This is a genomic window from Chryseobacterium sp. CBSDS_008, assembly GCF_049959325.1.
Lineage (GTDB): Bacteria > Bacteroidota > Bacteroidia > Flavobacteriales > Weeksellaceae > Chryseobacterium.
This window is the reverse complement of sequence record NZ_CP188202.1, coordinates 4,561,049-4,584,871: the sequence shown is the minus strand read 5'-3', so window position 1 is coordinate 4,584,871 and position 23,823 is coordinate 4,561,049. Positions and strand designations below refer to the sequence as shown.

General features: G+C 34.0%; 21 protein-coding genes and 4 tRNA genes. All 25 read right to left on the bottom strand.

What is annotated here, in order from left to right:
• Positions 1-175: 175 nt before the first annotated feature.
• A complete protein-coding gene (locus ACP3T3_RS20760; protein ID WP_426477609.1) occupies positions 176-1,276 on the bottom strand; it encodes a glycosyltransferase family 4 protein in 1,101 nt (366 codons plus the stop codon).
• Positions 1,277-1,891: 615 nt separating this feature from the next.
• The gene (locus ACP3T3_RS20755) at positions 1,892-2,998 is read right to left on the bottom strand and encodes a right-handed parallel beta-helix repeat-containing protein (protein ID WP_426477608.1); all 1,107 of its coding nucleotides are present in this window, start codon (positions 2,996-2,998) and stop codon (positions 1,892-1,894) included.
• Positions 2,995-4,080, bottom strand: a complete 1,086-nt coding sequence (locus tag ACP3T3_RS20750) for a glycosyltransferase (protein WP_426477607.1) — start codon at positions 4,078-4,080, stop codon at positions 2,995-2,997. Before ACP3T3_RS20750 ends, ACP3T3_RS20755 begins: the two co-directional genes overlap by 4 nt.
• Positions 4,055-5,365 carry an O-antigen ligase family protein gene (locus tag ACP3T3_RS20745; RefSeq protein ID WP_426477606.1) on the bottom strand — a complete coding sequence of 437 codons (1,311 nt, stop codon included), beginning with the start codon at positions 5,363-5,365 and terminating at the stop codon, positions 4,055-4,057. The genes ACP3T3_RS20750 and ACP3T3_RS20745 overlap by 26 nt, the downstream gene beginning before the upstream one ends.
• Positions 5,343-6,362: a glycosyltransferase family 2 protein gene (locus ACP3T3_RS20740; RefSeq protein WP_426477605.1), complete on the bottom strand. Its 1,020-nt coding sequence runs from the start codon at positions 6,360-6,362 to the stop codon at positions 5,343-5,345. Before ACP3T3_RS20740 ends, ACP3T3_RS20745 begins: the two co-directional genes overlap by 23 nt.
• Positions 6,352-7,347, bottom strand: coding sequence for a polysaccharide pyruvyl transferase family protein (locus ACP3T3_RS20735; protein WP_426477604.1), 996 nt, complete (start codon positions 7,345-7,347; stop codon positions 6,352-6,354). Before ACP3T3_RS20735 ends, ACP3T3_RS20740 begins: the two co-directional genes overlap by 11 nt.
• A 2-nt stretch (positions 7,348-7,349) precedes the next feature.
• Entirely contained in the window at positions 7,350-8,759 is a 1,410-nt protein-coding gene (locus tag ACP3T3_RS20730; RefSeq protein ID WP_426477603.1) for a lipopolysaccharide biosynthesis protein, read from the bottom strand.
• A 36-nt stretch (positions 8,760-8,795) separates the two neighbouring features.
• Positions 8,796-10,088, bottom strand: a complete 1,293-nt coding sequence (locus tag ACP3T3_RS20725; protein WP_426477602.1) for a nucleotide sugar dehydrogenase — start codon at positions 10,086-10,088, stop codon at positions 8,796-8,798.
• 21 nt (positions 10,089-10,109) lie between these two features.
• Positions 10,110-11,078 (bottom strand): SDR family oxidoreductase, encoded by a 969-nt coding sequence (locus ACP3T3_RS20720; protein ID WP_426477601.1) that lies wholly within the window; start codon positions 11,076-11,078, stop codon positions 10,110-10,112.
• A 2-nt stretch (positions 11,079-11,080) separates the two neighbouring features.
• A complete protein-coding gene (locus ACP3T3_RS20715) occupies positions 11,081-13,423 on the bottom strand; it encodes a GumC family protein (RefSeq protein ID WP_426477600.1) in 2,343 nt (780 codons plus the stop codon).
• A 3-nt stretch (positions 13,424-13,426) separates the two neighbouring features.
• Positions 13,427-14,137 (bottom strand): polysaccharide biosynthesis/export family protein, encoded by a 711-nt coding sequence (locus ACP3T3_RS20710; protein ID WP_426477599.1) that lies wholly within the window; start codon positions 14,135-14,137, stop codon positions 13,427-13,429.
• Positions 14,138-14,468: 331 nt separating this feature from the next.
• Positions 14,469-15,956, bottom strand: coding sequence for a polysaccharide biosynthesis protein (locus ACP3T3_RS20705; RefSeq protein WP_426477598.1), 1,488 nt, complete (start codon positions 15,954-15,956; stop codon positions 14,469-14,471).
• Positions 15,957-16,397: 441 nt separating this feature from the next.
• Positions 16,398-16,471: transfer RNA gene (locus ACP3T3_RS20700), tRNA-Asp, on the bottom strand.
• A gap of 32 nt (positions 16,472-16,503) precedes the next feature.
• Positions 16,504-16,577: transfer RNA gene (locus ACP3T3_RS20695), tRNA-Asp, on the bottom strand.
• Between the two features lie 33 nt (positions 16,578-16,610).
• Positions 16,611-16,684, bottom strand: a tRNA-Asp gene (locus ACP3T3_RS20690).
• Between the two features lie 33 nt (positions 16,685-16,717).
• A tRNA-Asp gene (locus ACP3T3_RS20685) sits at positions 16,718-16,791 on the bottom strand.
• Positions 16,792-16,919: 128 nt separating this feature from the next.
• Positions 16,920-17,237 carry a thioredoxin gene (gene trxA, locus ACP3T3_RS20680; RefSeq protein WP_027374941.1) on the bottom strand — a complete coding sequence of 106 codons (318 nt, stop codon included), beginning with the start codon at positions 17,235-17,237 and terminating at the stop codon, positions 16,920-16,922.
• An 81-nt stretch (positions 17,238-17,318) separates the two neighbouring features.
• Positions 17,319-18,494, bottom strand: a complete 1,176-nt coding sequence (locus tag ACP3T3_RS20675) for a cysteine desulfurase family protein (RefSeq protein ID WP_426477597.1) — start codon at positions 18,492-18,494, stop codon at positions 17,319-17,321.
• A gap of 2 nt (positions 18,495-18,496) precedes the next feature.
• Positions 18,497-18,961, bottom strand: a complete 465-nt coding sequence (locus ACP3T3_RS20670; RefSeq protein ID WP_426477596.1) for a hypothetical protein — start codon at positions 18,959-18,961, stop codon at positions 18,497-18,499.
• Between the two features lie 23 nt (positions 18,962-18,984).
• Complete coding sequence (locus ACP3T3_RS20665) at positions 18,985-19,572, bottom strand: HAD family hydrolase (protein WP_426477595.1); 588 nt, start codon at positions 19,570-19,572, stop codon at positions 18,985-18,987.
• A 4-nt stretch (positions 19,573-19,576) separates the two neighbouring features.
• Positions 19,577-20,302, bottom strand: coding sequence for an SDR family NAD(P)-dependent oxidoreductase (locus ACP3T3_RS20660; protein ID WP_426477594.1), 726 nt, complete (start codon positions 20,300-20,302; stop codon positions 19,577-19,579).
• Complete coding sequence (locus ACP3T3_RS20655; protein WP_426477593.1) at positions 20,302-21,621, bottom strand: FAD-binding protein; 1,320 nt, start codon at positions 21,619-21,621, stop codon at positions 20,302-20,304. Before ACP3T3_RS20655 ends, ACP3T3_RS20660 begins: the two co-directional genes overlap by 1 nt.
• A complete protein-coding gene (locus ACP3T3_RS20650; RefSeq protein WP_426477592.1) occupies positions 21,618-22,505 on the bottom strand; it encodes a decaprenyl-phosphate phosphoribosyltransferase in 888 nt (295 codons plus the stop codon). Before ACP3T3_RS20650 ends, ACP3T3_RS20655 begins: the two co-directional genes overlap by 4 nt.
• 104 nt (positions 22,506-22,609) lie before the next feature.
• Complete coding sequence (locus tag ACP3T3_RS20645; protein WP_426477591.1) at positions 22,610-23,299, bottom strand: OmpA family protein; 690 nt, start codon at positions 23,297-23,299, stop codon at positions 22,610-22,612.
• Positions 23,300-23,325: 26 nt separating this feature from the next.
• Positions 23,326-23,817, bottom strand: coding sequence for a hypothetical protein (locus tag ACP3T3_RS20640; RefSeq protein WP_426477590.1), 492 nt, complete (start codon positions 23,815-23,817; stop codon positions 23,326-23,328).
• Positions 23,818-23,823: the final 6 nt, after the last annotated feature.

Genomic DNA, 23,823 nt, shown 5'->3' with positions numbered 1-23,823 from the left:
GATATTGAATTGGTAATAGAATGATAACCCTTCAATATACAAAAATCGGGAAAGCAATTATGGCCGGAATTTCTTCCGGCCATTTACATATTTGAAATATTTTTAAATATAACTCTAATAAAATAGCTGTAACGGATATGAAACTAATAATAGTTATATCTGCGACTTCATTACGTTATGCGCGATATTCTTTTTCTTTAATCAATTTGTGATATTCGCTTAATATGGCATTCCAAATTACTGATTGCTCAAACCGATCTTCAATCATCGGCCGTGCATTCATTTTTAATGCGTGATAGTAATCTTTGTCTACAATCATTTTCTCCATTTCTTCTTTAAGCCTTTCGCTGTCTTTTACAGGAACGATGACTCCATTCTGATTTTCTACTATGATTTCATTACATCCATTGATATCTGAAACTATACTGGGAAGTTCCATTGCTCCGGCCTGCATCACCACATTAGGGAATCCTTCGCGGTAACTGGGGAAAACCAATGCGTCAGAAATGGCAAAATAAGGGCGTACATCTTTCTGAAAGCCTACAGAAATGATATCCTGATTCGTCATAATCTCTTTCAAAGTATCTTCCTGCAACGGGTCCAGCTCTTCTTCAAGAGGACCTACAAGTAATAATTTTGAACGCTGCTGATTTTCATTTTTATTTAAAGCAGAAAAAGCTTTTATCAGTTCATTAATTCCCTTGTCTCCTACCAAACGTCCTACAAAGACAAAAACAAAATCCGAGTCATTTATTTTCAGTTCTTTTTTTAAAGACTCTCTCTTATTTTCTGAAATCTGTTCCGGTGAAAAGAATGAAGTATCAATTCCGTTTGATGAACCATTTCCGATTACTTTCAGCTTATGCTTATCGGTATACTTATTTTTTATGATATAATCGGATAGTCCCCTGGAGTTTGGATACACTTTGGTAGCGGAGGCATATGTCAATTTTTCAACAAAATCTAAAACCTGGCGTTTCATACCAGTCACTTCCATCAATGGTAACCCTGCCACGGTGTGCAATCTATGAGGAACGCCCGCCATTCTTGCTGCCAGCATCCCTACAATACCAGCTTTAGGAGTGTGGGTATGAACAATTTGTGGCTTTTCCCTTTTTAAAATTTTATACGTATGCCATAAAGATTTGATATCTTTAATGGGAGTAATCTTACGAGACATATCAATCGCTATTACATCTATCTCTTCATCATTTTTAACTTCGTTCAGCTCTTTACCAGGTGATGAAACACCTATTACATCAAAATGTTCTGACATAAACCGATGCTGCCCTTTCAGTAAAATTTTTAATGAAAGTGGTACTGTTGTAATCCGTATCAATTTAGCTTTCAACTTCTGTTATATTTTATTATTAATTTCTATAAATCTAGAACCAACTAATAATTTTTTATAATCTTTTGTGCCTTATTATTATTTTCAGCCATTTAACGATAAATCACATTAACGTGATTTTACACAAAATAACATAACTTTTTAATTATCAGCACTAAATCAAATAATTCCAAAAAAGAAATCATAGATTAACGCGACATCACCATTATCCCGGAAATCATCAATTTCCCGGTTTGCATATGTGTTTTTTGAGTTTAATAGCTTTTGTGACAGAGAAACAAATAGTATTTATTTGTCCAAATCCCTGCCTGCTATTTTGTGGTATTGAATATACCCTGATTCATCTGTTCTATGTAATAATAACTTGGATCAGATGACCGTTCTTATTTTATATAATTTTTTACGATATTTACTTCAGCAAAAAATCTTTCCATAATTATCTTTTTGGGAAAAAAATTATTATTTATGAAATAAATACAAATTAAATTTTATTAATTTATATTTGTTTGTTTATAATTTATCATTTCAAAATAGAAACGATTATTGATTATATTTTATTTTTTGCTGAGAAAATTTTTGCAATTCAGTTACTATTCCCTTATTATCTTTATGATCCGATTTAAAATCTGTTACCTTCAAATTAATATTATCTAGTGATGAATTATTGTATAAGTAATTAAAAGGAATTTTATTATATTTTAAGTCGATGTTCGAAAACACAATATTACCAATCAGTTTCTTTTTAGAATCATTTTTCTGATTGGAATAGGAAATTCCACTTTTGGAATAAAAATCTTTGTAGTTTTCAATAACCACATTAACATTGTTTGCATAATTATTTCCTCTCAGCCTGGCTAAATAAAAAGCAAGTCCGCTCACCTCATTATTATATGTTATAATAGAATTTAATGAAATATTTACTTTTTTATTATCCGGAGTATTAGGTTCTATATCTATACCTGTTTTAGGATTGGCTCCATTGGTATTTGAAACCACTAAATTCTGCAGCAAAACATTATCGCCACTTATAACAGAAATTCCGTTTCTTCGGTTATTGTCAATAAGTCCTCCTATTATAGAGATATTATTGGAAAAGCCATTTCCTCCTATATAAATACCATCTCCCCAGCAGTCTTTGATTACAGGATTATATATTTTTATATTTACTGCATCTTTAATATTTATTCCCATACCCCACTCTCCTGTTTTCCCGATATGTACAGTTCTGTCGCCTACAATATTAGGATTATATACACTCACATTTTTTTTACCTGTAATATCAATAATGGCATATCCCTGCTTATTGGATGTTTTCAGTTTTAATTGGGACTTATCATCAAATAACATGGTTGAATTGTCCTTAAGCTGAATTCCTTTATCATTAATTAAAACAGGAAAATTAGGTAACAAAATGACTGTATTTTCATTAACCGCTTTTTGGATATATGCTGTATAGTCTTCTGACCCATCTGTTTTGTAATTATCCGGGAGTAGTTTTACAACTTCAAAAGATTTTGCTTTTAAACTATTGAAAGATGAAGTAACTTCAGCTTTTTTAATATAAGTTTCGGGAACATCTTTATAACTAAATTTCCCTTGCGCACATGATAGATTTACTATAAGTAAAAAAATTAAAAAACTTCTCATAATGTATAATATATTTCCCTGTAATATTTTGCAATTTTTTCAATGGAGAAATGTGTTGATCTGGAAAAACATTTTTCGCTGATTGTGGTATAATACGATAAGTTATTATGTAATTCTCTAATTACACCAGCCAAATCCTCCTCTTTCCCTCTATCAAATAATATTCCATACTCTGATACGACTTCTGAAAGACCTGGAACATTTGAGGCAACCACAGGCTTATGGCAAGCCATACCTTCAACTGCTACAATACCAAAACCTTCATAATGTGACGACACAACCACTACATCGCTCATTTTGATGAGCTCTGCTATATTGGACTGGTTGCCTAAGAAAAAGGCTCTATCTTCCAATCCCTTTTTTTTCACGAGTTCTTTACAGTGTTCTAATTCTGGTCCGTCTCCTACGAAAATTGCTTTTACATCAGAAGGCAATAGTGTAAGTGTTCTGATTAAGGTAGACTGATCTTTTGCAGCTCTAAAACTTGCAACTTGTATTAATAAGAAATCTTTCTCAGATAAACCATATTCAGTCCTGGAAGAAGCTTTTGAATTATAAAATCTGCTTAGGTTGACACCGTTATTTATGACCTTTGTCTTTGACTTAAATCCATCTCCTAAATGCTGGATAAGATTTTTCCTTGTAGATTCTGAGATACAGATAATATCATCTAATTTGGAGTAAATAAATTTTTCTATTCTTTTTAAATACCCCTTAGATCTTCTGTTATTTTCAGTACTATGTTCGGTAAATACCATTTTTTGCTTTCTAAAAAATAAAAGTTTGTACAGGACTCCCCAATATAGTGTAGGAAATAAATGTAAATGAATAACATCTGCATCTGAAACTACTTTATTTATAAAAAAAGGTATTCGAATGTCGTATAGACTATTTGAAGGAATTACTTCAATTTTTACTTTTCCTTTATTTTCTACTTCTTTTTTTAAAGACGTATCAATATCGTCTAATAATAACAAGTGGATCTCGTCTGACTCTTCCGCAGATAATTCAGCACAAAGATCAATGACCAACCTTTCAGCACCACCAAATTTTAAACTATTTATGATATGATATACTTTCATTATTATTGAGTGTTCCGATAATTAAAATAAGGGGAATAATTATATAATGTGTATTTATAAATGACGCATGAAAGTTTCCTCCAACTAGCATCAATAAAAAAAGGAAAAATAAAATCGGCTGTTTTTTTAACCCTTTAAACCATACAACAATCAGAAATAATAATAGCAGCAAGGTAAAAACAACTCCATACTGAACCAGGAAATCTAAAATAAAATTATGAGGTAACATAGATTTTGAAGTCTCATTAAACCCCAAAAATCTGGAGCCAAACCAGAAGTTTTTATAAAAATAGTTTAGAGCATTCAAATAATTATCTAAACGTCCAGAATCATTAGATAAATTAGTAGTTCTATTTAAAGAATATATATATAATATGGTTTTAATCAGTGGAAAACCTGCAATTAAGGATATTACAATTATCTTTATATTTCTTAAGTATATAAGCAGAAAAAAGATAGCAATAAAAAGAGCTGCTATACCGGATCTTCCAGAGGTTAACACACTGGTTCCAATAGTAAAAAACAACAAAATGAAGCTCCATTTATAATTGACGATATACTGTTTAGTTAATAATCCGTAAATTAAAATTAAAGAGACACTTGATAAGTATATTGATGAAATACTATAATCGTAAAACAGGCCCGCAAATCCGGTTCTGAATTTACCAAACTGATTCTGAACTCCCAGATAATTAATTCCTAAAAGCTTAAAAGACAGGTATTGAATTAGTACCATTAAACCAGCCACAGCTCCTGCACAAATATAAAACCTCATCATTGACAGAACAGTTAAATTGGAAATTTTTAACTTGATTAAAGCCACTATAATGATTAACAGAAACAATAGCGTTTTTATCAATGTTTCAACCAAAATTTTCGGATAATTAGATTGGTTAAAAAAATAAACAGCCAGGCAAAACAATAGTAATCCCAGCCCTAAAATTTGAATAAGCTGATTTTTTTTTGAAGAAAAATTACCCGCAAGTAATATACAGATAAATACAAATTGAATAATGATAAAGAGACTGAAAAAGCTACTTCCTACCAGAGGACTAAAGCTGAAAGGCAAAGTAAGTATTAAACAGATAGTAAATGCTTCATTAATAGTAGCCTTTTTACGTATATGATTAAAATAAAAAAGAAATAATAGAATAGATAAACCGCCTACTACAATCTGGTTTAAATTAAACATATATAGTATTGAAATCACAAAACATATTGATGTACCAAAAAGGTAATCAGATTTTGTAAATTTATCGATATTATTTATTTCCAATCTTTTCATTTATCAATTCATATATTCCAAAAAAAGTTAATTTACTAAATGCTAACTTTATTAAATGAGTAAGTGGTAATCTTTTTAAGTTAAATAATAAAATTTTAAGATATCTTTTACCCAAAACACGGTTAACATTGAATTTATTATCTGGATAATTTATTTTTAAATCTAAAGATAGTTTTTTAAAAAAGGAAAGGATAAAACCTATTGTAAACTCACTGAAATTGATATTTTTAATTTTATCAGATAAAGATAAAATATAAATAAAATCTAATTCTTTTTGATTTAAAGTAATATTCTGCTGCTGTAAGGCCAGCTGCTGAATAGTAGATATTGTTCTCTTTCTCTGTTCTATCTGACCGGCTCCAATATTGGTCTGGCTATTGGGCGTATCTCTATAATACAACAAAGGCATTCTAAAATTGTACCCTTTACCATATTGCAGTATCTTAATCCACAATTGATAATCCTCGGCATACTTATAATCCTTTTCAAAAAAAATATTATTTTCTTTAATAATATTAGCTCTGAACATGACTGCCGGGTGGGTAAAAGGGGTACTGAAAATTGAATGTATTCTAATTGAGACATCATCTATCGGAAGTACGCTGAGATGAAAATCAGAGATAGAATGAACAAATTCCTTTCTGGAGGAACTGCATATGATATATTCCGGATTCTTCTCCATAAAATCTATCTGCATCTCAAAACGGGATAAATGGCATATATCATCAGCATCCATCCTGGCAATATATTCACCTTCTGATAATAAGATTCCTTTATTTAATGTTTCTATTAATCCTAAATTCTTTTCATTTTCAATATATCTTATCCTTTTATCATTATAGCTTAGTATGATTTCTTTTGTAGAATCTGTAGAACCATCATTAATAACCAATAATTCAAAATCGTTAAAACTTTGTTCGAGGATACTGTCAACTGCTGTTTTAAGATACTGTTCAGCGTTATATGCAGGTAAAATTACTGAAATTTTAGGACTCATTCTTTACATAAATTTTAACATTATTAAAATTCTTTAGCCATGCATCGTAAAAGTTTTTGCTTTTTCCATAAACATTATCTAAGATGACAACTTCTTTATCTAATAAGATACTCAAAATTAAACCGTGCAAACGGGTTGTATATATTTTATGATATTGATTCATAAACTCTTTTCCCCGATTGATGTGTAAATCCATTCCGTTCTTCTTTTTAAATCCATAGGCATTATCAATTATTAAAGAAGATGCAGGTAAATACTTTATGACTTTTGAAAGTTTGCCATCTAAAGCTTCTACATAATTGGTAATGGTATTCATTCTCTTTGAGGAAGAATTATAAGTGGGCCAATCTTTTATATCATATTCACCTTCAATAACATTTTGAAAAGAATCTTTGCTTGCTTCTGCATCAGTTCTATTCAGATATAAATTTTTTCTGGCTTCAATAGGATTGGTCTTTATATCAGAATCAAAATCTAAAAAGAATGCCATATCCGGAGCTAGTTTTAATTTTTCCGCATTAAAATTCATTTTTAAAATATCATATGAAACCAGATCTCTTACAAAAATATACAGATCACGATGGTTGTTGAAAATAGCAAAATCTCTTTTCAGGTTAGCTTCATTGTTGTAATGTACCGTTTGAGGTAAGACTATAATCCTGTTATTAGGAAAATTTTCAATAATGTATCTTTTAAAAATTTGGCTCGATTCATATATGTCACCGAAGTTTCCGCCCCCATGCAGCAGGATAACCGTCTTTTCCGATTTTATATCATTTTTTTTGAAAGTATATCTGTTATACTGCCCGATACACTTATGCTTTAATGTTTTAAAAAACTCTAATTCTCCTTTCCAGATCAAAGAGTCTCCAATATTTCTATGATTGGGTATATCCAGCAGAATAAAATCATTGTCAATAAGTGGAGTAAGCTGATCAGATATTATATTTTTTAATTGCCTTATATTTTCTTTATTGGAATTCATATTTATTTTTTTAGAGAGTTTAATTTATTAAAGATTTTTTTTAAAATATCTTTATTAAAATAACCGAAGAGGAATAGAGACAATACCGTTAATGATATTGAAATTATGTGGCCGCTATTAAAATATAATAAAACAATTATACTAAAAACCAATAGCAGCTGTATGATAAAAGATTTAAGATCTATATCCAATTTTAAAATTTCAGCAGTCTGTCTGTATCTTATAATAAACATGACAAAGAAACTGACAAATGTGCCTAGAGCAGGTGCATAAAGACCAATATACTTAATAAAAGCCATTGAAATAAATACATTTACTAATGCTCCTATCATACTTGTAATAAAAATCCCCTTCGTTGATTTGGTTTTCAGGTAAATAGCACCTAAAAAGCCCGAGATGGATGAGAAGCAGGAGCCAATATACAGAAGGGTAGCATATTTCCAGGATTCATAAAATTTTGAATCAAATAGAACTTCGGTAATTAATGGAGTAGCAGCTATTAAAATAGTTGATAATCCGATATTTACAGAGATATATTTATTGAACAGTTTTGAAAAAAATGGGTTATTAGGATCATTTACAGAGATTGCCATATCCTGCCAGGCCAACATAAAGACTGTATTAAAAATAGTCAGAATGGCGGGCAGTCTTGCTGAAACAGCATAAATACCATTATCTTCTATTGTTAAAAATTTTAAAATAATATATCTATCTGATGCATTGATGATCCACCAGCTTATTGAATTCAAAATTAATGGAAGAGAATAAAATAGAATCTGCTTTTGTAATGAATAGTTGATTTTTATGCTAACATATTTCTTAAACAGAAAGCTTACTTTAAACAGCATTAATAAAATTGCAATAAAATTACTAACGAAAAGCGCATAAAAAATTCCCTGCACCTTGTCGTGAAATATATCTGTCAGTAAGAAAAGTAAGCTAAAAGAAAATATAAAAAGGCTATTTATAATTCCTATAAATGAATAGTACCTAGTTAGTCCTAATCCTCTTAATATCTGTTGAAAAAAGGGTAATAAACATGAGCTTATAATGAGCAGTGATAATTCTTTCTGGTAAGGAATATGATAGAGAAGTCCAGCCAGATAAAGCAGCAGCTCAAAACCGATAAAGGAAGTCAATAATAGAATACTACATTGCTTAAATATATTATCAATATAATTTTCCTTTTCATTTTCTTTGTCGAGAAACCAACGGTAAATTGCCTCATTCATCTGCAGAGAGACGAAAGGGACTAATAAATTGACGCTTGTCAGCACTAAGTCATATTCTCCTAATTCTTTTCTGGAAAGATAATAGGAGTAAATAGGAATTAATAGAAAAGATAAAATCTTAGATCCAAAATTACCAATTGTATATATTAACGTACTTTTTATTAAAGTATTACTATTCATTATTATATTAATAAATATTATTTAGTTCATATTTATTTATAATCTTGAATCACTTTTTTCTAAGATTCCTTTTACGTCATAAATTATTCCATTTTCTTTTAAATAATTCTTTAAATCCAGATCAATGAATTGTTTATGCGCAACTGTAAGGATAATAGCATCATATTTTTCTTGTGGAATTTCATTCACAACCTCTAATCCATATTCGTGTTTTACCTCATCAGGATTAGCCCATGGATCAAGAGTAGTTACCCTTAAAGCATAGTCTTCAAGCCCATGAATCACATCTACCGCTTTGGTATTACGTACATCCGGGCAGTTCTCTTTAAATGTTATTCCTAAGTTTAATATTTGAGCTCCATTGATCGTGATTTTCTTTTTGATCATTGTTTTTACCAGCTGGGAAGCTACATATTGCCCCATGGAATCATTAAGACGGCGTCCTGCTAATATAATTTCCGGGTGATATCCTTTTTCCTGAGCTTTCTGAGCCAGGTAGTATGGGTCTACTCCAATACAGTGGCCGCCTACCAGTCCTGGTTTAAATGGTAAAAAGTTCCATTTGGTTCCAGCCGCTTCCAATACAGCATGTGTATCAATTTCCAAAAGGTTGAAAATTTTAGCGAGTTCGTTTACAAAGGCTATATTGATATCTCTCTGTGAGTTTTCAATTACTTTAGCCGCTTCTGCAACCTTTATTGTCGGAGCTAAATGAGTACCCGCTATAATTACGGATTGGTATAAATTATTTACTATTTCACCTATTTCCGGTGTTGAGCCTGAGGTAACTTTTAGAATTTTTTCAACGGTATGTTCTTTATCACCGGGATTAATACGTTCTGGAGAATATCCAGCAAAGAAATCCTGGTTAAATACCATTCCTGAAACCTTTTCCAGAACAGGAATACATTCTTCTTCTGTAGCTCCGGGATATACAGTAGATTCGTAAATCACAATATCTCCTTTTGATAATACTTTTCCTACAGTCTCTGAAGCTTTATACAATGGAGTAAGGTCAGGCCGGTTATGTTGATCTACCGGAGTAGGAACAGTAATAATATAAATATCCGCATCCTGAATATCCTTGATGTCATCTGAACAATACAATCCTTTTTCAGCATTTTGATAAAAAGGATTGTCCTCTATTAATACAGATTTCAGTACTTCATTTTTTACTTCCAGGGTACTGTCTACACCAGTGCTCAGTTCTGAAATTCTTTTTTTATTGATATCGAAGCCTACAACCGGATATTTTGTTGAAAATAATCTTGCTAAAGGCAGCCCTACATATCCTAATCCAATTACGGCTATTTTATATTGTTTTTCCACAAAGAATCTATTTAAACTTGTTTATTTTAAATTTTCCCAATACCAGGTGATAGCTTCTTTTAATCCTTTTTCTATCGTATGGCTTGGCTTATAACCTAATAATTTTTCCGCTTTTTCTACGGATGCCAGTGAGTGTGGAATATCTCCTACACGGTTCGGACCATGGACAACTTCCACTTCACCAATCTTTTCATCGAACTCACTTAAATACTTTTTAAGATATCCCACCAGATCATTCAATGTAGTGCGGTCTCCTACTGCTGTGTTATAAACAGTATTCATTGCTTCAGGGTTTTCAGTAAGTATGGCCAGCTCATTCATCTGAATAACATTGTCTATATATGTAAAATCACGTGAATAATCTCCTGTCCCATTTATGGTAGGGGATTCGTGGTTGATTAACTGCTTTACAAACAAAGGAATTACAGCGGCATAAGCTCCGTTCGGATCCTGTCTGCGCCCGAATACATTAAAGTATCTCAAACCAATACATTTCATCCCGTAAGTTTTCCCAAATACATCAGCATATAATTCATTTACATATTTAGTGATGGCATAGGGTGATAACGGTTTTCCGATCACATCTTCCACTTTAGGTAATGACTCAGAGTCTCCGTAAGTAGATGATGAAGCTGCATATACAAAGCGTTTTACATTAGCATCACGGGCTGCAACCAGCATATTCAGAAATCCTGATACATTCACATCATTACTTGTGATAGGATCTTTAATAGATCTTGGAACTGAGCCAAGCGCAGCCTGGTGCAGAATATAATCCACATTTTCCACTGCCTTCTGACACACCTCCAAATCACGGATATCCCCTTCAATGAGTTTATAATTTGGATTTTCAAGAAAAGGTACAATATTATGGCGGTGTCCTGTTGCGAAATTGTCTAAGCACACTACATAATAGCCTTTATTTAAAAAATACTCCGTTAAGTTTGAGCCAATAAAACCTGCTCCACCTGTAATTAAAATTCTATTCATTTTTATGATTTGAAAATTTTACTCCACCAACTTGTATTGGCCTTCGTTTGGCTGTAACCATAACCATAGCTATAGTTGTATCCATATCCGCCTGCTCGTCTTGAAACATCATTAATCACAAACGATACATTGGAAAGCTTTGAATCTTTTACCAGATCATTGGCAAAATCTACTAATATATTTTTTGATACTCCCGACCTTAGCACATACAATGTTGCATCTGCCGTATCTGCAATACTTAATGTATCTGAAACCAGCATCAGCGGTGCAGAGTCAATAATAATATAGGTATATCTGGAAGACATCTGTTCAATAAGCTTTTGATAACGTCCGTTGGAAAGCAGTTCCTGAGGGTTGGGAGGAATAGCTCCGGCATAGATAACATCACATGAAGGGTTGGTTGTTGAGGTATGAATAAGTTCATCCACTTTTACCGACTCATCATATAAAAACTCTGTTAAACCCTTTCTTTTCACAGGCTCGCTGTCATATCTCTGAATCTGAGGATTTCTGATATCTGAACCAATCAGTAGTGCCCTTGCGTTTTTATTGGCAATGGTAAGTGCAAGATTCACAGATACCAGGGTTTTCCCCTCTCCTTTTATAGAAGATGTAACCATGATGACTTTAGCAGAATCTTTTACCGGTAATACAAATTTCAAATTGGAAACCAATACCCTGAAGGCTTCTGCCAGCTCCGAGAAGTCGTTTTTCTGTATTAAATGATTTTCATTATCCTTAAGTGATGGAATATCTACCAGTACACCCAACTGTGAGCGATCTTTGACATCATCTCTTGTATAGATTTTATCATCCAGCATGAAAATAAAATAAAAAACAGCGAAAGGAAGTAAGACACCAAGCAATAAAGCTCCTAAAAAGATAATATCTTTCTTAGGGGATACAGGTATATCTTCTGTAAATGCAGGGTTTACAATTTTAGCTTTCGGTACGTTTACTGATAAATTGATTGCATTTTCCTCTCTTTTTTGAAGGAGAAATAAAAATAACTGTTCCTTAAGGTTTTGCTGACGTTCAATTCCTCGGTATACTTTAGACTGCCCGGGAACTTTTTCGATCATACTGTTGTTTGTATTGATCTGGTTCTGCAGCTGAGAAATGCCTGTCTGGACGGTTTGTTTCTGCTCATGGATATTATCGCGGATAACTTCCTTTAAAGAGGCAATCTCCTTATTCATTTCTATAATAGCAGGGTTTTCATTGGTAGCCTGTTTCAGCGTTTTATTTCTGCTTATAATCAATGAGTTATACTGAGATATAGTCTGTTCCAGTGAAGGATTCAGCCCAAGGTTGGATGGCATAAGCTGATTATTTCCTTTTGAAGCCTCTGCCGAAAGAGAATTCAGAAGATCAAGCTGGGCCTGCTGCTGAAGAAGAACTTTGGTATTTTCACTCGTATTTTGAAGGGCCAATTCCGCCTGTGCCTGCAAATCTACAATACGATTACGATTTTGGAAGTCTTCTTTCTGGTTCTCTACCCCGGAAAGGTCTTTGGTAATAACTTCCAGCCTTTTATCGATAAACTCCTGAGTATTCTGAGCTTGCAAATTTTTATCTTTCTGACCATCCAGGTTATATTGTCTGGTAACCTCATTAAGAATAGCCTCCGACTTCTCAGGAAGAGATCCTATCAAATTGATTTCCATCAACATAGCCTTTTCATCCGGTAGATTTACCTCTATCTTTTTTTCTAATTTTTTTACTTTCTCAATAGGATTCCAAAAAACTATTTTATATTTTGATTTAAAAGCAACAGCAGGGTTTCTATAAAATACCGCTCTTCCAAAATTTAAATTCAGAGGTGTATTAAATTTCCCTTTAACAACAGTTTCCTTTTTTTCATCCCGAAGCATAAACTGGTCTCCCTTTAAGTCTATCATTGTATATTCCGAAAATTTAAAATTCTCATCATTATTATAAGATAATACTTTTGCAACCACAGGAATTTTACTGAATAGCTGTGAATCTTTAATTTCTCCTGTATTAAAATATTCTACATTGAGATTAAGATTTTTTACAACTTCCATCAATATAGGTCTTGAGGTAACAACAGCCCCTTCACTTTTCAGTTCATCAGCATTACCTAATCCCATACCAAGATTCTCCAGATCAGAAAGCGCAGAAGAAAGATTACTTTGTTTTTTATCAAATTTAAGGACTGTAGTTGATTGGTATTGAGGTACACTGTACCTAAGATAAATGTAAGCACCAATTACAAAAACCAAAATGGAAGCAATAAACCAAGGCCATTTATATAGGTATTGGGAGATAACTTTTTTGAGATTCAAACTTTCTTCCCTTTCCTGAAATTCTATCTTCTGCATATTTTATTTTCGTGTTAAAGCAATAATAAGCGTACCCGCTGTTAATAATGCACCAATAATCTGGAATGTAAGAGCTCTGTTTGGATTCGAATTGGCCTGAACCTGTTTGTTTTTATCCGGCTGTACATATAATATGTCGTTCTGTTTCATATAATAGTACGGTGAGCTTACAATATCAGATCTGGTAAGGTCGACATTAACAATTTGGTCTGCCCCGTTATCATCGGTGCGGATAAGTTTTACGTTGGTACGATCTCCAAAATCTGTCATATCACCCGCAAGACCTAATGCCTGAAAAATGTTAATCTTTTGGGAAACACTTTCTTTCTGCCCTGGATTTTTTACTTCACCCAAGATACTCACATTGAAATTTTTTAGAGTAATGCTCACCATAGGATCTGTAAGATATCTCTTCAATCGAGATTCCAGGTCTTGTTTCAGTTGTATCTGGGTCATTCCTTTAGCATATACATTTCCTATTACAGGAAAATATATATATCCTTCTTCATTTACTAAATACTCACTTGGCTGTGCATATTGATTTATTCCGGTATTAGAATTACTTCCTACCTTATTTGTTGTATTAAGGTTGAAAGGCTTTACCGCAACTTCATCAAGGGCAGAAACAAGAATCAGCAGTACATCACCTTCCTGAATATGTAAGCCCTGAAACTTTGCCTTTGCAACTTCTTCTTCCATATTATTTTTTGACATATATACCATGTTTTGCTTCGGCCTGCATGATAACAAAGTAACCGATAACAGTATTATATATGCAATAATAGTTTTATTCATATGTTATTATTCTTATCTACTTGTACTATTTCTAAATCTACTTGAGCTGACTTAAATTGTATTAAAAATGCTCTGCACGAAAGCTACCACACCTGTTTTTATATCTATCAGAAAATATGCTTGTGTGAAGTATAATTTTAATCATCTTTTAAGATCAATTCTTTCTCTAGCAATTTTCATTCCGTTTAAAACCAAAAACAGCTAAATTATTATTTTAATATTAAATTTTTGTTTATTTTATTCTTTGATTTTACTCATATACTTCATGCTCAGATATTTTATCCAGAATTTCAAATTCCGAATTATTGCTTATAAATTCCGGTACTATAACTTTTAATATTTTCACAATTTGTAAACTATCTTTATTCATCGCTGACAGAATAATCTGCTTACACAAATCTTCTATATCTTCAAATTCCATCAACGGATCTCTTGAGATCATAATTTTCTCATGATGTGTAGGAATAGTTGTAGAATTATCTGTTAAAAGTTCTTCATATAACTTTTCGCCAGGTCTTAAGCCTATAAAATCAATTTTAATATCAATACCTGGAGTATACCCTGATAACTTTATCATTCTTTCTGCCAAATCCAGTATTTTAACCGGTTTACCCATATCGAAGACATAAATTTCGCCTCCTTGCCCCATCGTTCCTGCCTGAAGTACCAATTCGCAGGCTTCCGGAATAGTCATAAAATACCGAATGATATCGGGATGAGTAATTGTAACCGGACCTCCTTTTTCAATCTGCTTTTTGAAATGCGGTATTACAGAACCGTTGGAACCCAGTACATTTCCAAAACGTGTTGTAATAAATTTTGTTGTGTTTTCTGAAGAGCTTTGTAAAGACTGTACAAAAAGTTCAGCGGCCCTTTTTGAAGCTCCCATTACGTTGGTAGGATTTACCGCTTTATCTGTAGATACCATCACAAAGCGATCAACATAATAATTTTTCGCTAAAAGAGATAAATTTTTGGTACCTCCAATATTTACAAAAATAGCTTCATGCGGATTATCTTCTATTAAAGGTACATGCTTGTATGCCGCAGCATGATAAACTATTGAAAACTGATAATCAGCAAACAGTTTTTCCATTCTGGAGTAGTTGGTAATATCTGCCAATACAAATTTAAACCTTTGATTCGGAAATCTTTCCAATAGCTCAAGCTGCAACTCATATAAAAGAAATCCTGCAAGCTTGTAAGGATGGTCAGGATTGTGAATAATAGCATTCGCTAATGCAATGGAAGCATCTCCTACTCCTACCACTGCAACTCTGGCCTTGGAAGAAGCTTTCTTAGGATCTATGAATATGCCGAAAAACTGTTTGGTTATCATTCTGAAAAGGAACATCAGAAAAATAGAAATAAAGAAAAATAAAAAAAGAACAGGATATAAATATAAGGGCTTTCCCAATGCCAGTTCCGTCATAAAATTCAGCCCCAATAATACAATAAGAGCACTACCCGAAGACCATATAATTTTAAAAAAATCAAAAAAAGTAGAGTGCCTTATAACTCCCGCATACGTCTTAAACAAGAGTATAAACAGAATATTAACAGCAACCACTGAAAATATTTTTTCATTTTGATATTCAATAAAATTAATTTTTACCTTCAGACTTTCTAAAATTAAATATGAAACTAATACTGAAAAAAAAATAACTGAAATATCAATAAGAAAAACTGACCACCTGGGTATATACCTTAACTCCCTGATTTTAAAAACTTCCCCCATATACAAATAGACCTAAAATATCATTTTCATTAATTCAACACCTGGTGGCTTTTATCATCAACGAAGATAATAATTATTATTAATATTTTTAATATTATATATTAATTTTTATTTAAAATATAAGTTTCCTTGTTACAAATATTTTGAAAACAAATTTGAAAAGTAAATGATTCAATAGACACGGAAAAGCATTTCCATATTTAGTTATTAAACCTGTTTATCAATGTTAATTCTGATTGTTTGAATTTTAAAGACTGTATTCACACAAAGCCGTATCAGCAGGAAAAAACAAAGGTCCCAGCAAACCGGATTAAGTTCATAAAAGGAGAGTATTATTTCCTTTATTCAATCAACACCCACTCTGTTAAAAAATATACGCAAAAAAAAATACTGCAAAATATATATTTTACAGTATTTTGTTCTACTCTATTATCGTAGCTGCGATCCGGACGGGACTCGAACCCGCGACCTCCGCCGTGACAGGGCGGCATTCTAACCAGCTGAACTACCGGATCAATTTTTTAAAAAGAAATTGAGAAAACTTCCGCGATCCGGACGGGACTCGAACCCGCGACCTCCGCCGTGACAGGGCGGCATTCTAACCAGCTGAACTACCGGATCAATTTTTTTAAAAAGAAATTGAGAAAACTTCTGCGATCCGGACGGGACTCGAACCCGCGACCTCCGCCGTGACAGGGCGGCATTCTAACCAGCTGAACTACCGGATCAATTTTTTTAAAAAGAAATTGAGAAAACTTCTGCGATCCGGACGGGACTCGAACCCGCGACCTCCGCCGTGACAGGGCGGCATTCTAACCAACTGAACTACCGGATCAAATTTTGTTAAAGAACTTCGTTTCTTTTTCGTGGTTGCAAAATTACACCTTTTTTCATTACCTGCAAATTATTTTCAAAAAAAATGCCTCCCAATCATGGAAGACATTCATTATCAAACTTATTTTTTTATAAGTGAGCGCTTAATTTCTCAGCGATTACCTCTTTTGGAGCTACACCTACTAATTTGTCTACTACCTCACCGTTCTTAAAAATAAGAACTGTAGGAATATTTCTGATTCCATACTGCATTGAGATTTCCTGGTTGTTGTCTACATCCACTTTCCCAACTACTGCTTTACCTTCAAAATCTGATGCTACTTCTTCGATGATTGGGCCTAACGTTCTGCAAGGTCCGCACCATACTGCCCAGAAGTCTACTAATACCGGTTTGTCTGATTTTAAAACCGTATCCTGAAATGAGCTGTCTGTAATTTCTAAAGCCATTTTGTTTCTTTTATTTTAATTAATATTATTTTGTTTTTAATCCTTTTGGATATTCAAAATTACGATTTTTAGCGCACAAGACTATCTATGCTCAACATTAGTTTTTTCTATGGTATAGTTGCTTGAAATTTCCTTCAAGGCATTTACTAATGTATCAATATCCGATTTGGTTGTCATATGGCTAAAAGAGATACGCAATGGTGTACAGTGATCCATTTCGTCTTCAGAAAGTACCATCATCATTACCATTGAAGGTTTTGACGCTCCGGATGAGCATGCGCTTCCCTGAGAAATTGCAATGCCTTTCATATCCAGCTGAAGCCCGATCAGTGGGTTTTTATAAGGTAATAATGCGCTTAAAACCGTATAAAGACTGTTTTCCTTTTCAGCACTTCTTCCGTTGAATTTAACCCCTTGAATTTCGACAGAAAGTCTTTCAATTGCATAATCTTTAATATCCTGCATATGGCGGGTATATTCTTCCATATGATTCAGAGAGAGTTCCAATGCTTTACCTAATCCTACGATACCGCAAACATTTTCAGTTCCTGCTCTAAGGCTTCTTTCCTGAGGTCCGCCGGTAATGATTCCTTTTAAGCCTGTTGCCTTTCTGATAAATGCAAACCCAGCACCTTTTGGCCCGTGAAATTTGTGGGCACTACAGGAAGCAAAGTCTACCGGGATATCAGAGAAATCAAGGTTCATATGCGCCATGGTCTGCACCGTATCTGAATGGAAAAGTGCATTATATTCTTTGCAAAGCAGGGCAACCTGCTTAAGATTGATGATATTTCCGATTTCGTTGTTGGCATGCATTAAGCTTACCAACGTTTTTTTATCTGAAGCTTTTAAAAGCTCTTCTAATTTAGCAAGATCAATATCTCCTTTTTCATTCGGACGGATATAGTTTACTTCTACTCCTTTTCTGTTTTTCATATCCAGAATACTTTCAGAAACACATTTATGTTCCAGGGGAGAGCTGATGATTCTTTCCACTCCAAGGTGTTCTACCGAGGACTTGATGATCATATTGTTGGATTCTGTTCCGCAGGAAGTGAAAATGATTTCAGCAGGCGTTACATGAAGATAGTCTGCAACCTGTCTTCTTACATTTTCAATAAGTATTTTTGCTTCCTGGCCAAAACTGTGCGTTGATGACGGGTTTCCGAAATTCATCTTCATAGTGCCAACCATTGCATCTATCACTTCTTCTGCAAGCGGGGTGGTTGCGGCATTATCTAAATATACTTTATCCATTATTATTTTGAGTATTTTAATTCTACGGAGGTAAACTGGTAATCTGCAGGAACAGTAAAAATAAACCACGGGCTGGAGATCACCTGAATTTCCATTCCACCGGAAGGTTCTCCGGCCGGAACTTCTACATACAGAATCTGGTTTTTCACAGATACGTTTTTGATCTCTTCAATTTTGTGGCTTCCTGATCTGAAGGTTCCCAAATTGTATAAAACGACTTTTTTATTCTTCGGAAACTTCGGGTAGCTGATATAAGATTCTTTTAGCTGTGTAACCCCAAAACTTCCCTGGATAATATTGCGAAAGTCTTTTTCGTCTTTAATGATCTTAAAGCCGGATGTATCGGTTCCACCCTGATTTTCAGAAATAAGGAGCTCAGCATTTCCCTGCATGGCAGCAGATTTCTGAGGTGGTGTACCTGCACAGCTCATAAAGATTACCGCACATGCGATCAACAGGCTTTTCATTTTTACAATTTTATCTCCCAAAATTAATGAAAAAATTGGTAATGTCCCTCATTTGCCCATTTCAACATTGGCCTGTCACCCGAAGTATCTCCAAATGCAATAATTTTATCATACTTAGAGTTGTTGATTTCTTCTTTAATTCTTATCAGCTTTTCCTTTCCGTTGCAGTTTTTTCCTATAAAATTTCCTGTGAAAATTCCGTTCTTAAACTCTGCCCGCGTAGAAACAAGCTGCATTTTAAGTTCTTCGGCAAAAGGTTTCACCCAGATATCCAGTGAAGCGGTTACCAATAAACTTTGTGTATTATTCCTATCGATATTTTTTATAAAGTCTAATGCATTTTCCCTCACAATTTTAGGGTAATGCTGTTCAAAAAACTGTTTAGACTTCTGCTCGATTTTTTCCTGGGTCTGTCCTTTTAGAATAGAACCGATAAAGCTTTTTTTCACTTTTTCCGTTTCAGCCAGTTTCAGCTTCAGCAGGATAAAGAGGGGTACATGTCTCAAAAATTGTATACGGTATTTTGTAGAATCGTAGAATTTAAGATACATAAACATGGTATCTTTATAGGTCAGGGTTCCGTCAAAATCAAAACAATACAATTTTTTCATTTTTTTAAAGCTTTAATTTTTTGAATATAAATTCAGGGATATTCCTGATAATCATCATAATAATACTCCAGACCGGCAAAACATATGCCACGTTCCTCTGTTTTTTGAAGGCATTATAAATACAGGCTGCCGCTTGTTTTGGAGTAGCTGTAAGTTTCGGATTCAAAGGCAGGCCTTCCGTCATCTTGGTTGCCATAAAGCCCGGTTTTATTGTTAAAACATGTACTTTTTTATCAAAAAGATAGTTTCTCAAACCGCTCAGATAGGCTGTAAAAGCTGCTTTTGCGCTTCCATAGATAAAATTACTCTGTCTTCCTCTGTCTCCTGCCACTGATGAAAGCCCGATGATCGTTCCTGATCTTCTGCTTTCAAACTTCTGGGCAAAATAATTCATCACAGGAACCAGTTTTGAATAATTGATATGAATGATACGTTCTGTATTTCTGTTATCGTATAATCCTTCTTCCGTTCCTTCACCTAAATATCCTACGGCACAAAATAATACATTTGAATTGATATGATCAAATCTATTGTAATCAATCTCTTTTGTAAGATCCATTTCAATGACTTCCGCCTGCTGCAGAAACTTCACATCAATATGTCTTGCAAAACGCTCTGTAGTTTCTTTATTTGAGGTAAAAAGATAGATTTTTTCAAATTTTTCTCCTTCCTGAAGTGCTTTTTCCACAAAAGCCTGTGCCACTTCAGATGTACTTCCCAGAACTATCATTATGAGTTATTATTTAGGATTCTTTTGTGCTGTAAAGACACAAATTTTGGATTTCGAATATTTTTCAGGTAACTGGTAAGCGACGATCTGCTCATGCTGTCTTTGGTAAGATAAATTCTTCCTCCGAACTCCTGAACAATACCATCAAGCTCATCTACCAGTTTTTTCAGCTTTGAATTGACTTTAAAATCCAGTGCCAGTGTGTATCCTTCCAGGGGAAATGAGTTATAAGCCTGAGGATTGTTATTTCCAAAAAGCTTTAAAACAGCCAGAAATGATCCGTTTCCGCTTTTAGCGATTGTCTCGAGGATCTTTTTCATGCCTTCTTTTCCTGCTTCTTTTGGGATTACCATCTGATACTGTATAAAGCCGGATTTCCCGTAGATCTTGTTCCAGTCATTGATGGCATCCAAAGGATAGAAAAAAGTCTCATAATCGGTAAAATTTTTCACTTCTTTTTTAGACTGCTTTTTATAGTACAGCCAGTTGAATATTTTTACGGTAAGCGCATTCAGCACAAATCCAGGGAAATAAAAAGGAACTGTGGGCTGCAGTTTTTTCTTTAGCCGTAAAGGTGCTCTTGAAAGGCTCTGGGGAAGCTCATGCTGGAAGGCATGCTCTCCTCTCATCAGAATACTTCTACCTATATTTTTTCCTTTTTGCAGGCAATCGATCCAGGCAACGGTATAGGTCCAGTTTTCACTTTCATCAAATAGCTGAAATATCTCATCCAGATTTTCCGCTTTTATACTTTCCTGGCGGATGTACGCGGATTGTATATTTTTAAGCTTAAATTTTGCTGTAAGAATAATTCCTGTAAGACCCATCCCACCGATGGTAGCCCAGAACTTATCTGAATTTTCTTCTCTGGAACAGGTCATGATTTCACCGTTCTCGGTCATAAGCTTAAATTCAATCACATATTCTGAAAAACAGCCTTCTGCATGATGATTTTTCCCATGAACATCAGAAGCTATGGCACCTCCTACTGAAACAAATTTCGTCCCAGGAGTAACGTACAGAAAGTATCCTTGCGGAACAGCTATTTCCAGAACATCTGAAAGCAGCACGCCGGATTCACATTCTATTATTCCGTTCAAACGGTCAAAATTGATGAATTTATTTAATTTTTTTGTTGAAAATATAGATTCTCCCAACGAAGCATCTCCATAGCATCTTCCGTTACCTCTCGCAATAACCTCGTTGTGATTGAGTACAAATTCTTTTATTTTTTTGAAGCTGTCCTCAGATCTCATTTCTTTCTCCACTACCGGGAAATTCCCCCAGTTTGTAACTTTCTGTATGAAATTCGGCTTCATTTCTTAAAATAAATTTGAATTAAAAATGCTACTACCCAAAGTAATAAAGTAGCCTGTATATAGCGGTCTCTGTATACAATTTTTGTAGGAGATTCTGTTCTGTTGTAGACCAGTGTCTGCTGCAGATACCTTAACAATGCAAATACAACAAAAATCACCGTATAAAAAACTCTTTCATGAAATCTTTCCTGAACTTCCGGAGACAGCGTAAACATCAGGTAACAAACAATAGCCAGCGTAATAGAAATAGATAAAGCAATGTCTGCAAACTGAACATTATATCCATCCAGCGCTTTTCTCGTTTTTCCTGAAACCTGGGCATTGATCAGTTCGCCCCTTCTTTTTCCAATGGCTAATACTAATGCCAATACGAAGGTTAACAGAATTGCCCACTGCGAGATACTGATTCCGGTAATATAACCTCCGGCCAGTACCCGTAATACAAATCCTATGGCAATAATAAAAATATCTATGATAGGAACGTGCTTGAGTCTAAAAGTATAGGCAAGATTCATAACCACATAAAACCCTATGATGATTGCAAATTTCCAGAGCAACTCATGGAAATAAAGCTGTGTAAAAAATACAAGACCTATATTTACAACAACAAGGCCTATAAGAATTCCTATAGCCTTTGGTTTTGAAATAGCTCCGCTAGCCAGGGGTCTTCTTCTTTTTTCAGGGTGTTTTCTGTCTGCTTCGATATCATTATAATCATTCAGGATATACACAACACTTGCTGCAAGCGAAAATATAACGAACGCAAAAATGCTCTTGACAAGCAGGTCTATATTGGTAATATTACCTGAAAAAAACAGAGGGACAAATACAAAAAGGTTTTTCACCCATTGCTCCACACGGAGCAGTTTTAAATATTTCTTCATTTATGTTATTTCAATACAAAAGTAATAAATTCAAAATTGCCAGCATAAAAATACAAAAAAAACCGCCGGGGCGGTCTTTTACGAAAATATTTATATTAAATTAACTATTGCCCTTGTTTGGCATCATTAATCATTTTTTCATTGGCAGTAATAGCAAACTCTACTCTTCTGTTTTTAGCTCTTCCTTCATCCGTATCGTTGCTTGCTACAGGCATTGCTTCACCTTCTCCTTTTGTAACCATTCTGCTGGATGCAATTCCTTTCCCTACTAAATATGATTTTACTGCATCTGCTCTTCTTTGAGAAAGTTTAAGGTTGTAAGCATCTGCCCCTTTGCTGTCTGTGTAACCATAGATATTGATATTTGTATCTGGGTTATTCACCAATACTTCAGACAATTTATCAAGGTTGGTTTGTGCAACAGAAGTAAGGTTTGAAGAATCGAAAGCGAAGTTAACAATACTTTCATTCATGGTTACTTTAATACCATCTCCTACTCTTTCTACCTGAGCACCTGGTAAAGTTTCTTTAATATCTTTTGCCTGCTTATCCATTTTGTTACCGATAACGTTACCAGCAACACCTCCGATAATACCTCCTAATACAGCACCGATAGCTCCGTTTCCTCCTTTACCTACATTGTTACCAAGAATACCTCCCAGTACTGCTCCTGAAGCAGCACCTACTGCTGTACCTCTTTGTTGGTGATTTGAATTCTGAACCGCTTCACAGCTTGTCAATAATAATGCTGATGACAAGAAAAGGGCTCCTACGTATGTTTTTGTAAATTTCATTTTTTTTGATCTTTTATGTTGATGAGTTATTTCATTCCTGTTCTCTCAAAGTTGTAAACTACTTTTACATTACCTCCTTCAAAAGGAACATCCTGCTCAAGTGAAAACTGATCTGTAGACTGATTGATCATGGTAAGACTGTACCCTACCGTATTTTGTTTTGCTTTTGTACCTGAAGCAATTTTTTTAAACATAAACGTATTACCGTTCTTTACTTCAAATTTGATAGGCTGTGTAATTGCCGGGCAATTTCCGCCACCGTTTAAAGTATATGCCCCTGTCCAGTTATTAGGAATCAATCTCCAGTGGCTTCCTACGAAACATTGTGCATCTGCACCTTCGTCAAAAGGCTTAATTTTATATCCTTTATCATAATCTATGCTCACAATCTGCCAGTCTCCTTTCATTTTCAGGAAATCTGCTCTTTGATTTTGAGATGTAGCTGCTTTGTTAACAGAGGAACACGAAACTGCAAAAAGTGATGTTCCCAACATCCCTGCAAGTAGTAACTTTTTCATTTTGTT